The following is a 14,111-nucleotide window of genomic DNA, read 5'->3' as shown; positions in this document are numbered from 1 at the left end:
ACTGGATCAATTATTGATTTACTTAGTAACAAAGGAAAAGCATCAGATGCAGGATTCTGATGCTTTTTTCATGAAAGAACATACAGGAGGCATAATTTATGAAAACACTTACCGTTAAAAGAGAAGGCACATCTACTGAATTTTCTTATGAAATTGTCTGGGACGGCAGCTACGAACGCCTCGCCGGCTGTGTGGAGAACTTAAAACTCCCTGCAAAAAAGGCCTGCATTGTCACAGACAGCACGGTTTCAGAACTGTATCTGGAAGAGGTAAAAAATGTACTGTCCCCGCTGTTTGAGACCGTAACCGCATTTGTTTTCCCGGCTGGTGAAGCAAGCAAAAATCTGGATACTGTCAAAGATCTGTACACGCATCTGATTGAAAACCACTTTGAGAGAAAAGACATTTTATTCGCACTCGGCGGCGGTGTCGTTGGGGATCTGACCGGCTATGCGGCGGCAACGTATCTGCGCGGCATTGATTTCATCCAGCTTCCGACGACACTGCTTGCACAGGTAGATTCCAGCGTTGGAGGAAAAACGGGCGTCGATTTCGACCAGTACAAAAATATGGTCGGTGCATTCCATCATCCACGTCTTGTCTATATGAATATGGCAACCTTAAAATCCCTGAACGGCGATCAGTTTGCCTGCGGTATGGGAGAAGTCCTGAAAACAGGTCTGATCCGCGATGAAAAATTCTACATCTGGACCATCAATCACATGTCTGAGATCGAAGAGCGGATTGAGCCGGTATTAACGAAAATGATTCAGAAATGCTGCGATATCAAACGCCAGGTTGTAGAAAATGACCCAACAGAACAGGGAGAGCGTGCCGTTTTAAATCTTGGCCATACGATCGGCCATGCCATTGAAAAACTCAAAAACTTCGAACTGCTCCATGGCCAGTGCGTTGCACTTGGAACCGTTGCTGCTGCCTATATTTCCTACAAGAGAAGTTATCTCTCCGATGAAGAGTTTTACGAGATTCGTGATATGAACGTCGGTTTCTATCTGCCAATCACTGTGGACGGCCTGAAATCGGAAGATATTCTGGCTGCAACAAAATCGGACAAGAAAATGGAACAGGGTACGATCAAATTCATCCTTCTGGAGTCTGTCGGCCATGCTGTGGTGGACCGCACGGTTACAGATGAAGAAATGCTGGAAGCTATCAATTCTATTAATGGAGATCTGATCGATGAAGAGTAAAAAACTTTCTCCGCTGGCCGTTTATCTGGTTTGCGCGGCAGCGATTGTCCTTCTGCTTGCAGCAGATCAGTATACAAAATCACTGGCAGTGCAGTATCTGAAGGACCAGCCGTCGATCGAGCTCATTCCAGGGGTTTTGGAGCTGTTTTATCTGGAAAACCGCGGTATGGCATTCGGACTTCTGCAGGATCAGTACTGGCTGTTTGCTATGATGACGGTATTGTTTCTGATCGTCATGGTGATTGTCTTTTACAAGCTTCCAAAGACACGCCGCTTTTTACCGCTTTTTGCCGTGCTGACTGTTCTGACGGCTGGTGCGGTCGGAAATTTTTACGATCGTTTTCTGAATCACTATGTCGTTGATTTCATCTACGTTTCGCTGATCAACTTTCCGGTTTTTAACGTAGCTGATATTTATGTCACCGTATCGGTCGCTGTCTTTTTACTGCTGTATCTGTTGTACTACAAGGACGAAGACTTCGCATTTCTGCATAAAAACGCCAAAAAGGAGGAGTCCGATGGCTGAAGAAGAACGGATTTTGGAAGTTACACCGGATTTTGACGGAAAACGGATTGATCAGTGCCTGGCCGCATCTTTTTCGGACTGTTCCCGTTCTTTTCTGCAGAAGCTTTTAAAAGACGGAAAGGTTTCGATCAACGGAAAAACGCAGAAAGCAAGCAGTAAGGTTGCCGCCGGTGATGCCGTTCTGGTGCTTCTGCCGGAACCGGAAAAACTGAACGTGGAGCCAGAAAACATTCCGCTTGATATTCTGTACGAGGATGATGATCTTCTGGTCGTCAATAAGCCCAAGGGGATGGTCGTACATCCGGCGGCAGGCCACAGCAACGGAACACTGGTCAATGCGGTTCTGTATCACTGCCGCGGAAATCTCTCCGGCATCAACGGCGTTCTGCGCCCCGGAATCGTCCACAGAATCGATATGGACACAACGGGTGCCCTGGTTATCTGTAAGAGCGATTTCGCCCACCAGAGCCTCGCAGAACAGCTCTCTGTACATTCCATTACCCGAAAGTACCGGGCAATTGTCCATGGGAATCTGAAAGAGGACGAGGGAACCGTGCGCGGTGCAATCGGCCGCCATCCGACAGACCGGAAAAAGATGGCGATTAATGAACGGAACGGAAAACCGGCGGTCACACATTACCGTGTGCTGGAACGCTTTGGAAATTATACGTATATTGAATGCCAGCTGGAAACCGGCCGGACGCATCAGATCCGTGTCCATATGGCAAGTATCGGGCATCCGCTGCTTGGCGATGCGGTTTATGGCCCGAAGAAATGCCCGGTGAAAAACCTGCAGGGACAGACGCTGCATGCGATGGTACTTGGATTTATCCATCCACGGACCGGTGCCTATATGGAGTTTGAGGCGCCGATTCCGGAATATTTTTCCAATCTGTTGCTGCAGTTTCGAAAAAATGTCTGAAACTGCTTAAAAAGAATGATATTTCAAAAAGTATATAGTTAATTTGTATAAGTTTTATCAAAATGTTCTGTACTTTCTGTGAATTCTGTAGTATACTGGATGTAACGAAAAAACGCGAGTTACTACATCTGTGAAAGCAGATTATTGTGACGGAATGGAAAGGAGCGGATTATATGAAAACTATCATAACGATTGGACGTCAGTACGGAAGCGCCGGACATTCCATTGGTAAGATTTTAGCGGATGACCTGGGAATCAAGTACTATGACAAAGAGCTGCTGGAGAGAGCAGCAAAGGACAGCGGATTATGCCAGGAATTGTTCGAAAACCACGATGAAAAACCAACCAACAGCTTTTTATACTCTCTGGTTATGGACAGTTACTCCTTCGGCTATGGATCTACCATGATGGATATGCCGCTGAACCAGAAGGTATTTCTGGCACAGTTTGATGCCATCAAGAAGATTTCGCAGGACGGTCCGTGTGTCATCGTAGGCCGCTGTGCAGATTATGCACTGGAGGAAAATCCGAACGTGCTGAGCATCTTTATTAAAGCAGATATGCAGGATCGCATCCGCCGTATCGCAAAGCTGTATGATCTTTCCGATGCAAAAGCAAAAGACAAGATCACAAAGATCGACAAACAGCGTGCAAGCTACTACAATTACTACACCAGCAAACGCTGGGGCGAGGTAGACAGCTACGACCTGTGCCTGAACAGCAGTGTATTCGGTATCGATGGAACCGTAGATATGATCAAACAGGCAATTGAAGTTAAAGAAGCGGGAATCCGCAAGATTTTCAGCACCTGATCAAAACAGAACATAGGAGAAACGACCCTCCTCTTAAAAATAAGAGGAGGGTCATTTTATGAAAGGATTTTAAAGATGAGAATTGTTATACAACGTGTAAAAAGAGCAAGTGTTTCGGTGGAAGAAAAGGTTGTCGGATCGATTCAGAAAGGTTTTCTGGTTCTGATCGGTGTCGGCCAGGGGGACGATGAAGCAACAGCAGACAAGTATATGAAAAAACTGCTGGGACTGCGTATTTTTGAAGATGAAAATGGAAAGACGAACAAGTCCCTGGCAGATGTGGATGGACAGCTTCTGATGGTTTCACAGTTTACCCTGTATGCCAACTGTAAAAAAGGAAACCGTCCAAGCTTCACGGAAGCAGGCGAGCCGCACAGAGCAGAAGAACTGTATGAATATATGGTCGCGAAAGCACGGGAACAGGTTCCTGTTGTCGAAACGGGAGTGTTCGGGGCTGAGATGGAAGTATCACTGGTGAATGATGGGCCGTTTACGGTGATCTTAGAGGATCTGTGAAACCTGTTTTTGTCTAGAGATAGTGTACCATCATCGGACTGAATTGTTTGTATTTATACAGTTTACATAAAATGATTATGTGAACTTGTGAAGAGGAGAAAATCTTTTATGCCGCAATTTGACTATCAGCAGCTGTGTCACTTTGTCCTTCCGGAACAGGGGGGACTGTCGGTGGAAACAATTCTAAAACGTTTTCTGCATCTGACACCACGTGAAATCCGCCATGCCAAATATATTTCGGATGGAATTCAGAAAAACGGTGTTTCCTGCCGCACAAATGCAGTCGTCCAGACTGGAGATACGATCACTTTTCGATATGAGCAGAAGTGTCCCCACCTTTCCGAAGATCAGGTTCTGCCGGTATCAGGTGATTCTGCCGGCGTACGGATTCTCTATGAGGACAGTGATCTCTGTGTCGCAGACAAGCCATCCGGTATGGTCTGCCACGCTTCCCACGGCCATTATTCCGATTCCCTGACACATGCTGCCGCATCCCTGTTAAAAACACCGACAGCGCCTTCTGAACTCCGCTGCATCGGCCGTCTTGACAAAGATACATCGGGTCTGGTACTATTTGCAAAGAATCAGCTGGCTGCTGCCAGACTGTCCCGGCAGCGGGAGAGCGGCGCGCTGAAAAAAGAATACCTGGCTCTGGTACACCATCCCTTTTCCGAAGAAACGCAAAAAGAAACCATTCGTCTTTCCATGGAGCAAATTCCAGGAGATGACCCTGATTCTTTCGATCCGTCTGGGAAACGTATCACTAAAATGCGTATCTGTAAAGAAGGGAACGGCCTGTGGGCTATTACACACTACGAGGCTGTCCTTCAGGATCCTTTCTGGGCCGTCGTGTGCTGCCGTCTGGAAACCGGCCGCACGCATCAGATCCGCCTTCACATGGCATCTATTGGACATCCACTTTTCGGAGATCCGCTCTACGGAGTCCGCGACGGCGGTACCCGTGCCGCGCTCCATGCCTGGAAACTGCACTTTCTGCAGCCGATGACAGGAGAACCAATTGATCTGGAAAATATTCGAACGCACATGTTCGATTAAATATATTTGAAGTATAAGGAGAACATTTTATGGAAGAACAGAAAGAACACAAACGCCGCGTCCGCTACAAAGGCACACATCCGCGGAATTACAATGAGAAATACAAAGAACTGAATCCGGAGAAATATCAGGGGACCATTGAGCATGTGATCCAAAAGGGAAGCACACCGGCCGGCATGCATATCCCGATTCTCGTAGATGAAATCCTCGATTTTCTCAAGATCGAGCCGGGACAGAACGGACTTGATGCAACACTCGGATACGGCGGCCACAGCTCCCGTATGCTTGCATGCCTGCAGGGAAAAGGGCATCTCTGTGCGCTGGATGTCGATCCGATCGAGATGGCAAAAACAAAAGAACGACTGGCCGCGCAGGGGTACGGCCCTGAGATTTTAACGATTCTTCATCAGAATTTTGCCAATATTGATCAGGTTGCTGCCAAATACGGCCCCTTTGACTTCATTCTGGCGGATCTTGGTGTTTCCTCCATGCAGATTGATAATCCGGAGCGCGGCTTTTCCTACAAATATGATGGACCGCTGGATCTTCGCCTGAATCCGGAGGCAGGAATTTCCGCGGCCGAGCGTCTGCGCACGGTTGCACGCGATGAACTGGAAGGCATGCTCATTGAAAACGCCGATGAACCGTATGCAAAAGAAATTTCCCAGGCTGTTACGCGGGCACTTCGGAAAGGAAAGAAAATTGACACTACGTTTGCACTGCGTGATCTGATCGCTGAAGCACTGGATTTTCTTCCGAAAGACGAGAAAAAAGAAGCCATCAAAAAATCCTGCGCCCGCACCTTCCAGGCACTGCGGATCGATGTAAACAACGAATATGAGGTTCTGGAAGCATTCATGGAAAAACTTCCGGATGCTCTTGCTCCGGGCGGCAGAGCGGCAATTCTGACGTTCCATTCCGGCGAAGACCGGCTTGTGAAAAAGTCCATGAAGGGACTGTATCAGATCGGTATTTATTCCGAATATTCAAAAGAAGTCATTCGTCCTTCCAAAGAAGAATGCATCCGCAACAGCCGTGCAAGTTCAACGAAAATGCGCTGGGCAATTAAGGCGGAGTAACTAAAAAAAGCAGGAGAGAAGTCGTCTCCATAAAAAAGAGGAATCAACGAATGGGATATAATCCCTGTTGATTCCTCTTTTGGTTTCTGATATGTTTTTATTCCTCATGCTCCGGCATGGACTCCCGCAGCCGTACCGCTGTGGCAGCCTGACGGCGCCTTGCATCGTCCATGGCAGCATAATGCTTCTTCGTCGTATTGACATCCTTATGGCCGAGAACATCCGCAACAAGATAAATATCGCCTGTTTCCTGATACAGCGTCGTACCGTACGTACTACGCAGTTTATGCGGCGTAATTTTCTTCGTTGTCGTCACCTGGGACGCATATTTCTTCACCAGATTTTCCACCGTCTTGACGTTGATCCGTTTTCTCTGCGCCGAATAGAAGAGTGCGTGTTCGTGTCCTGCCACAGGCGTAATACCTGCGCGGACTTCGATATACTTTTTCAGTGCCTCGGCAACTTCATCTCCAAAGTAGACAAACATTTCATTTCCACCTTTTCGAAGCACTTTGATGCCATTGTTTTTAAAATCGACATCCTCAATATCTAACCCGACACATTCCGACACACGGATTCCAGTGCCAAGCAGAAGAGTAATGATTGCAAAATCACGTTCCTTTGTTTTTTCATAGTAGGCCCGCTGATGATTGCTCAGCCCGTCGCCGCAGGATTCAATAAAATCGAGAAGCTCCGCAACCTCATTTGGCTCCAGACGGATAATTTCTTTTTCATGGAGCTTCGGCATATCGATAAGCAGCGTAGGATTTGTCTCAATCAGTTCCTTTTTGAAATAATAGGAATAGAACGTCCGAAGTGCCGACAATTTTCGTTTCAGTCCTTTTTCCCCGTTGGTGGTATAAGATTCCTGGGAACCGATATAAGCCTTTAAATATTCTGTGTATTCCTCAAGATCAAGTGCAGTGACCTGGTCAAGCACATCAACGGACATCTGATCCATGGGAATTTTGGCAAGTTCCGGATTTTCTTTCTGCAGATACTGAAAAAAGATCCGAAGGTCATATGCATATTTGATCCGTGTGCTGGTCGATGTCGTTGTGCTGATGCCGCGGAAAAATTCGGAAGTAAAAGAGGGAAGCGTCTTCAGAACCTCGCGGAGCTTCAGTGTATTTTCCATATCGGTTTGTTCGTGATACGTAATTTTTGATTTCATAACCGCAAATGAGCCTTTCTAAACAGAAAAACCGGGAAAATGAAAGAAGTATTTCTTCTATATAACTATTCGGGAAACGCAGGTTTTTCGAATAGTTGAAGAGTTACTTTCAGAAATCACCGGTTTTTCCTCTGAAACCGCCGAATTTTACAGGCCGATTTCTTGTTCGTTTTTTCACAACATTTTTTATTTTCTTCTTTTATTTTTCAGGATAAAAATCTTAATACTCCGATTACCTTTCCTACGATCTGCAGATCATTCACAAGGATCGGATCCATCTCATCGTTTTCCGGCTGCAGGCGGAAATAACCGTCTTCCTTGTAGAATGTTTTTACTGTAGCGGAATCATTGACCAGAGCGACAATTTTTTCTCCATTTTCCGCAGTTGCCTGTTGTTCCACAAGAACAAGGTCACCGTCTAAAATACCTGCATTTACCATGCTTTCGCCCTGTACCTTTAAAAGGAACGTTTCTGCGTTTGGCAGACGGTCTACCGGCATTGGGAAATATCCTTCAATATTCTCTACCGCAAGAATCGGTTCTCCGGCAGCTACTTTGCCGATCAGCGGAATCTGTGCAACCTCACTCTGGGATGCGGTGTCTTCCGATGCAATTCCCTGGATTGCACCAAGGCGGCCGGTATGGAATCCTTCATCGCAGATTTCAATGGCTCTCGGTTTTGTTGCATCTCGTTTGATATAGCCTTTCCGCTCCAGTGTTTCCAGATGTGCATGTACCGAGGATGTAGAACGAAGGGAAACCGCTTCGCAGATCTCACGCACAGACGGCGGGAATCCTCTCTGCAAAATTTCCTGTTTTAAATATTCGAGAATCTGTCTCTGTTTCTCTGTCAGTTTATTTTTGTCTCCAGCCATCGTATGTTCCTCCTGTCGTTTCGTTTTTTATATGAATTAGGGTAGTCCCCTCTTTCTATACGATATTTGCTTAAAATATACCAAATAAATTTTACCATAAATCCCACCGGAACGCAAACAAAAGTTTCGAAAATTTGTTCGTATTTCGTATTGACAAACATACGTTCTTTTATTATAATGAACATATATTCGAAAGAACAAATGTTCACATAGCACAACTACTCTTCTATCACAAATCAAGGGGGAATTTTACATGAGTACCAATGCAAAGAAAAGAAAATCACTGAGAGAAAGACGAAAAATCCAGAGAAGAAAACTGCAGATCCGCGCAGCCGCCGCTCTCCTGTCTCTGGTTGCCGTCACATTTCTTTTAATCTTCCACTTCACGCCGCAGAATACGCAGGCAGACAGTGAGCCGAAAGCTCCAACCTACAAATACTACACCAGTATCCGCGTTTCTTCCGGCGATACACTGTGGGACATCGCCAAAGAATACCGTACAGAAGAATACTCCGATATTTCCAGTTACATTGCTGAGGTCCGTGAGATTAATCACCTGAGTTCCAACCAGATCACGGACGGTATGTATCTCTGCATTCCGTATTACTCCGAGGAGTATAAATCATGAAATTCAAGAAATGCTTTACATAATTCTGTTATGTAAACAAAGTAAAAAAACAGCTTCCAAAATGCACGGAACCTTCTAAAACAGCATGTTCGGGAAGCATGGTTTACCAAATAAAGAATGAATGTGAAAAGCAGAAACGTCCCGCAGATGAAATTTCTCATCTGCGGGACGTTTCTGCTATCTTATGCTTTTTTTAATCCTCTTCAATATGCTCCTGTCCCTGTGCGATGATTGTCCGTACATGACCATCTGCAAGAGAGTAGAACACCGATTTTCCTTCTCGTCTGCTCTTTACCAGCTTATTCTGCTTCAGAATGCGAAGCTGGTGGGAAATTGCGGACTGTGTCATGTGCAGTGCTTCTGCCAGGTCGCAGACGCATACCTCTGCCTCAAACAGGACAAACAGGATCTGGATCCGCGTGGAATCACCAAATACCTTGAAAAGCTCTGCCAGATCGTAAAGCTCTGTTTCATCCGGCATGGTCTCATTGACAATCTTTACCAGATTTTCATGAACCTCACAGGAGTCACAGCACAGATCAGCTTCTTCCAGATTGATTTTTGCCATTTTGTGTCCTCGTCTTTCTATAGATTTTTCACAAACAGAGCACGAATTGCATTCAGAACCGCCAGAATCATAACTCCGACATCTGCGAAAATTGCCATCCACATGTTAGCGATACCGATGGCTCCCAGAAGCAGGAACAATACTTTGATACCAATTGCAAAATAAATATTCTCATAAACAATGTGAATACATTTTCTGGAAATGTGAATTGCTTTGGAAATCTTGAGCGGATCGTCGTCCATCAGAACGATATCAGCTGCTTCAATTGCTGCGTCGGAACCAAGTGCTCCCATCGCAATACCGATATCGGCACGGGACAGTACCGGTGCATCATTGATGCCGTCACCTACGAAGGCAAGTTTTTCTTTTTCTGTCTTTGCGGCAAGCAGCTCTTCCACTTTACTTACTTTGTCACCAGGAAGCAGTTCGCTGTAAACTTCATCAATTCCAAGATCTGCAGCTACCTGATCGGCTATCCGCCTGGAGTCTCCGGTCAGCATAATCGTCTTTTTAATACCGGATTTCCGCAGCGCCTGAATCGCCTCTTTCGCATGCGGTTTGATCATATCACAGATCAGGATATGTCCGGCATACTTGCCGTCTACAGCAACATGGACGATGGTGCCGACGCTGTGGCAGTCGATATAATCAACGCCAAGGCGCTCCATCAGTTTTGCATTTCCGGCAGCGACATTTTTACCGTCTACCTTTGCTGTTACACCGTTTCCGCTGATCTCTTCGATGTTCGTGACACGGCTTCGGTCGATCAGTTTTCCATATGCTCTCTGCAGACTCTTGCTGATCGGATGGCTCGAAGCACACTCAGCAAGTGCTGCGTATTCCAGAACATCTTCCTGACTGATCGTATTGTGGTGAATACCGGCTACTTCAAAGACACCCTGTGTCATGGTACCGGTTTTATCGAATACAACGTATTTGGTCTGGGAAAGCGTTTCCAGATAGTTGGAACCTTTCACCAGGACACCTTCATGGCTTGCGCCGCCGATACCGGCGAAGAAGCTGAGCGGAATACTGATGACCAGTGCACAAGGGCAGCTGATAACCAGGAAGGTCAGCGCACGGTAAATCCATACGCTCCACTCAGGAGCGGCACTTAAAAACAGCATCCGTACCAGCGGCGGCAGGATTGCCAGCGCCAGCGCACCGTAGCAGACGGCCGGTGTATAGTATTTCGCAAATTTGGAAATAAAGTTCTCGGATCTTGATTTCTTGGAGCTGGAGTTTTCCACAAGGTCCAGAATTTTGGATACGGTGGACTCTCCAAACTCTTTCGTTGTTTTTACTTTAATCAGACCGGACATATTGATACATCCGCTGATGACTTCGTCTCCCTCCCGGGCGTCACGCGGAACACTCTCTCCGGTCAGGGCACTGGTATTCAGTGTGGTGTTTCCTTCTTCGATCACACCATCGATCGGAATCTTTTCACCAGGCTGTACAACGATGATTGTGCCAACCTCAACTTCATCCGGATCAACCTGCTCGAGTTTTCCGTCTACCTCGATATTTGCATAATCCGGGCGGATATCCATCAGTTCGCTGATGTTCCGGCGGCTCTTTCCGACAGCATAGCTCTGGAACAGTTCGCCGATCTGGTAAAACAGCATAACGGCTACGCCCTCCGGATACTCGCCAAGCAGAATGGCACCGACCGTTGCAACAGCCATCAGAAAGTTTTCATCAAATACCTGTTTGTTCAGGATTCCCTTCCAGGCCTTTTTCAGGATATCGTATCCGATGACCAGATAAGGAACCATAAAGGTTGCAAATCGCACATAGCCGGTTGTCGGCAGTACCGCGCAGAGAATCAGAAGAACCGATGCAACGATGACGCGGATGAGAACCTTTTTCTGTTTCTTATTCATACATATGCCTCCTTTGTTCTTACCGCCGGATGAAAAAATCCAGCATTTCATCCCAGAGATTTACAGATCCAAATCCGCTGCTCCAGAGAGAAAATACTGGATTTTTCTCGAGCTGAACCGCAGACAGGTTTTAGAATCTATTCTGCTCCAGCTTTTTCTTCCATCCGCCGATGAAAGTTTTTTATTTTAGAGGAAGATCTCGCAGTCATCCTCAACTTTTTTGCAGTTTTTCAGAACATCCTGCATAACGCTCTTTGGATCCTGTCCGTCTTCGAACTCAACGATCATTTTGAGCATCATAAAGTTTACGGTAGCATCCTTTACACCTGCTGTGTTTTTTGCAGCCTCTTCCATTTTGTTTGCACAGTTTGCGCAGTCAACATCGATCTTATACGTTTTCTTCATCGCTTTTGATCTCCTTTTTCATTTTCACTGTTCATATGAACATTTATTCATATGTTTGTTTTTATTATAGCACCAGTGATGCAATTGTCAATGGAAAACTGAAAAAAATCAAAAAAATCTGCCCGTCGGATTTTTTTGATTCCTGCGGGCAGATAGATCTGTTATTTATTCCTCATAAAGAAACGTTATGTTCTGCTATTTTTCACTTTTCCGAATCACAATCTGTCCGAACCGTGCACATCCGTCCAGAACCTCTATTTTCAGAATGCCTTCTCCTGTAACGGTACCGAGTGTGAACCGTTCGAGTGTGTTCGGTGCTGTTTCATATGCAAAATATGGATGAACATCCGAAGTTACTTTCTCACCGGCAGGAGGCATTACCCCTTCAAAAAGAGTCTCTCCCTGAATAGCTGCCTGTACCTTCACCTCTTTGTCTGCACAGTAAGTTACAGAAACGGTATAGGTTTCTTTTTCACGGATTGTATAGGAAGCATACTCTCCTGCTCCCAGCTGAAGCTGTACATGATCTCTCGGATGTTTGATCGGACCCGGTGCGGCAAACCCGGCCGGTTCAGGATGATATCCTTTTTCATAAACCAATTCAAACCGGTCATACAGACGATATCCTGCAGCATTCGGAAGATCACTAAGACCACGGTGTGAATCCATCGGCAGCGCGTTGTAGCCGATCGCCGGGATCTCAAAATTGCCCTCTCGAAGCAGATAAGGATGATACTGCGTATTTTCTTTGCATTTATCGACCGCCAGGCATTCCAGGTAGCTGTCCCAGATGGCCTGCGCATGCTCGTAGGACGGTTTTGCAGCTCCATTAATTGCATAATCGGTAATCAGATGCCATTCATCCGGAACATTAAAGTTCAGAATCGAAGCACATCCTGCTCCCTCTACCGTTTTCCAGCACCACAGATTATAACCGGCGTGGTACTCGGCAAGAATCTCATACATCGTTGTCTGCCATGCGTGCTCATTTCTTCCTCCTGTCTCGCCCATCCACAGGCAGATCTTCTGTTCCCGGCAGGTACGGAGAACACTGGCAAGAGAAGCTACCTCCGGAACAACCATCTCATACGCATGAAGACTGATGCCCCAGTTGTGGTATTCCGGGTCAAACTCATGATTAAAGAAATATGTAAGAGAGGAAAACTGTGTACCATTCAGCAAAAATAAGTGTTTCTGGTCGATCTTTCTGCAGCGGCGGATCATTTCCTCGTAAAAATAGACCAGCTTCGGTGTCAGCTCCTCGCGGCGCGGCGTCATGGAGATCGGCTCGTTGATACAGTCATATGCGCCGATGATCCAGCGGTCTTTGTATCTTCTCATAAACTCTTCCATCAGAAGAAACATCCGCTCCATCGATTCTTCATCGTCATACAGATGCTGTCCATTGTCCACGCCGTCATCACACGGAATTCCGGACTGGCCTGCCGTTGCCGCATGGAAATCTACGACAGCATAAACCTGATACGTCTCACACCAGTCGAGAACATCATTCAGCATGGCAAAGGAATCTTCATTATACGTAATCCCCGGCTCCTCATACAGAAAGCTTCCTGCGCGGATCGGCAGACGCACGGAATTGTAACCGCGTCTGGAGAGAAGTGCAATATCCTCCTCCGTCAGATACAGCCGTCTCCAGCGTTTCCAGAACTCCTCCGCATATTTCGTTCCGCAGGTCTCCCGTAGAATCTGGTCCATACTTCTTCCACGGTCCATACGTCCCATCGGCGCATATTTTCCAGGCTCGAACAGTCCAAAGCCGCTCTGGGTGCCGAGCATAAATCCTTCCGGATTATCCCAGTTTCCCATGCCCCAGCCGCGGAGAATCACCTCTTCTCCGAAATCATTCACAATAATACCGTCCTGATTGTGCAAAAATCCCCTTACACGTTCTTTGTCATAATACCCCATACAAAAATACCACCTTTCCGCAGAAGCCTTCTGGTTCTGCGCTTTTTCTTCTATTATAAAAATTCTGGTTTTCTGTGTCAAGAAATAGATTTTTACTATTTTCAGGGAAAAAACATGATATTTTTTTTAAAATTGCTTGACAAACCGAAAAATGAGACTATAATGCAAAGTGTTCAAAAGAAAAAAGGGATCAGAAAAAAGCAATGAGCAGGACAACATTTTTCGGGTGAGCCTTTGCAGAGAACCATCGGCTGGTGCGAGATGGCAGGTATCCCAAAGAACAATCCCCTGTGAGCTGTACAGACGAAACCAGAAATGGAAAGTAGTCCGGACCGGCCTCTCACCGTTAGCAGAGAAGAGATTCACCGGAAAGTGTATCAAATGGTTTCGGGGATCTTGTCTGAGTGATCGACCAAAAGAAACAGCCGATAATTAGAAGTGGTAACGCGGAGCGTTTTTTGAAAGCTTCGTCTTCTTGCATAAGTCAGGGAGACGAAGCTTTTTTTGTTTCCAAGCATACCAAC

General features: G+C 46.2%; 14 protein-coding genes. 8 read left to right on the top strand and 6 right to left on the bottom strand.

Features of this window, described 5'->3' with window-relative positions:
- Positions 1 to 98 precede the first annotated feature (98 nt).
- The 7 genes from aroB to rsmH all read left to right on the top strand — a co-directional run bounded on the left by aroB (position 99) and on the right by rsmH (position 6,122).
- Positions 99 to 1,211, top strand: a complete 1,113-nt coding sequence (aroB, locus tag DXB83_RS03385; protein WP_117508928.1) for a 3-dehydroquinate synthase — start codon at positions 99 to 101, stop codon at positions 1,209 to 1,211.
- Positions 1,201 to 1,737 carry a signal peptidase II gene (gene lspA, locus DXB83_RS03380; protein ID WP_022462862.1) on the top strand — a complete coding sequence of 179 codons (537 nt, stop codon included), beginning with the start codon at positions 1,201 to 1,203 and terminating at the stop codon, positions 1,735 to 1,737. Before aroB ends, lspA begins: the two co-directional genes overlap by 11 nt.
- Entirely contained in the window at positions 1,730 to 2,659 is a 930-nt protein-coding gene (locus DXB83_RS03375; protein WP_117804968.1) for an RluA family pseudouridine synthase, read from the top strand. The genes lspA and DXB83_RS03375 overlap by 8 nt, the downstream gene beginning before the upstream one ends.
- 173 nt (positions 2,660 to 2,832) lie before the next feature.
- Positions 2,833 to 3,471: a cytidylate kinase-like family protein gene (locus DXB83_RS03370; RefSeq protein WP_117508930.1), complete on the top strand. Its 639-nt coding sequence runs from the start codon at positions 2,833 to 2,835 to the stop codon at positions 3,469 to 3,471.
- A gap of 75 nt (positions 3,472 to 3,546) precedes the next feature.
- Positions 3,547 to 3,987, top strand: coding sequence for a D-aminoacyl-tRNA deacylase (gene dtd, locus DXB83_RS03365; protein ID WP_022462865.1), 441 nt, complete (start codon positions 3,547 to 3,549; stop codon positions 3,985 to 3,987).
- A 108-nt stretch (positions 3,988 to 4,095) separates the two neighbouring features.
- On the top strand, positions 4,096 to 5,043 hold the full coding sequence (locus DXB83_RS03360) for an RluA family pseudouridine synthase (protein WP_118697246.1): 948 nt from the start codon (positions 4,096 to 4,098) through the stop codon (positions 5,041 to 5,043).
- Positions 5,044 to 5,072: 29 nt separating this feature from the next.
- Positions 5,073 to 6,122: a 16S rRNA (cytosine(1402)-N(4))-methyltransferase RsmH gene (rsmH, locus tag DXB83_RS03355; protein ID WP_117508932.1), complete on the top strand. Its 1,050-nt coding sequence runs from the start codon at positions 5,073 to 5,075 to the stop codon at positions 6,120 to 6,122.
- Positions 6,123 to 6,219: 97 nt separating this feature from the next.
- Here the strand turns inward: rsmH and DXB83_RS03350 are convergent, their stop codons facing one another.
- On the bottom strand, positions 6,220 to 7,296 hold the full coding sequence (locus tag DXB83_RS03350; RefSeq protein ID WP_022462868.1) for a tyrosine-type recombinase/integrase: 1,077 nt from the start codon (positions 7,294 to 7,296) through the stop codon (positions 6,220 to 6,222).
- A gap of 206 nt (positions 7,297 to 7,502) precedes the next feature.
- On the bottom strand, positions 7,503 to 8,171 hold the full coding sequence (lexA, locus tag DXB83_RS03345) for a transcriptional repressor LexA (RefSeq protein ID WP_055217843.1): 669 nt from the start codon (positions 8,169 to 8,171) through the stop codon (positions 7,503 to 7,505).
- A gap of 253 nt (positions 8,172 to 8,424) precedes the next feature.
- Between lexA and DXB83_RS03340 the strand changes: the two genes are divergently transcribed.
- Positions 8,425 to 8,799, top strand: a complete 375-nt coding sequence (locus DXB83_RS03340; RefSeq protein ID WP_022462870.1) for a LysM peptidoglycan-binding domain-containing protein — start codon at positions 8,425 to 8,427, stop codon at positions 8,797 to 8,799.
- 193 nt (positions 8,800 to 8,992) lie between these two features.
- Here DXB83_RS03340 and DXB83_RS03335 read toward each other — a convergent pair whose 3' ends face one another.
- The 4 genes from DXB83_RS03335 to DXB83_RS03315 all read right to left on the bottom strand — a co-directional run bounded on the left by DXB83_RS03335 (position 8,993) and on the right by DXB83_RS03315 (position 13,587).
- Positions 8,993 to 9,367 carry an ArsR/SmtB family transcription factor gene (locus DXB83_RS03335; protein ID WP_117761503.1) on the bottom strand — a complete coding sequence of 125 codons (375 nt, stop codon included), beginning with the start codon at positions 9,365 to 9,367 and terminating at the stop codon, positions 8,993 to 8,995.
- 17 nt (positions 9,368 to 9,384) lie between these two features.
- Positions 9,385 to 11,253: a heavy metal translocating P-type ATPase gene (locus tag DXB83_RS03330; RefSeq protein WP_117804969.1), complete on the bottom strand. Its 1,869-nt coding sequence runs from the start codon at positions 11,251 to 11,253 to the stop codon at positions 9,385 to 9,387.
- 186 nt (positions 11,254 to 11,439) lie between these two features.
- Positions 11,440 to 11,658 (bottom strand): cation transporter, encoded by a 219-nt coding sequence (locus tag DXB83_RS03320; RefSeq protein ID WP_055266075.1) that lies wholly within the window; start codon positions 11,656 to 11,658, stop codon positions 11,440 to 11,442.
- A gap of 195 nt (positions 11,659 to 11,853) precedes the next feature.
- Positions 11,854 to 13,587, bottom strand: a complete 1,734-nt coding sequence (locus DXB83_RS03315; protein WP_118697245.1) for a glycoside hydrolase family 5 protein — start codon at positions 13,585 to 13,587, stop codon at positions 11,854 to 11,856.
- Positions 13,588 to 14,111: the final 524 nt, after the last annotated feature.

Source organism: Blautia sp. OM06-15AC (genome assembly GCF_003481425.1).
Classification (GTDB): Bacteria; Bacillota; Clostridia; order Lachnospirales; family Lachnospiraceae; genus Fusicatenibacter; species Fusicatenibacter saccharivorans.
Note: the sequence above shows the minus strand (reverse complement) of the source record. Positions and strands in the feature narration are given on the sequence as shown.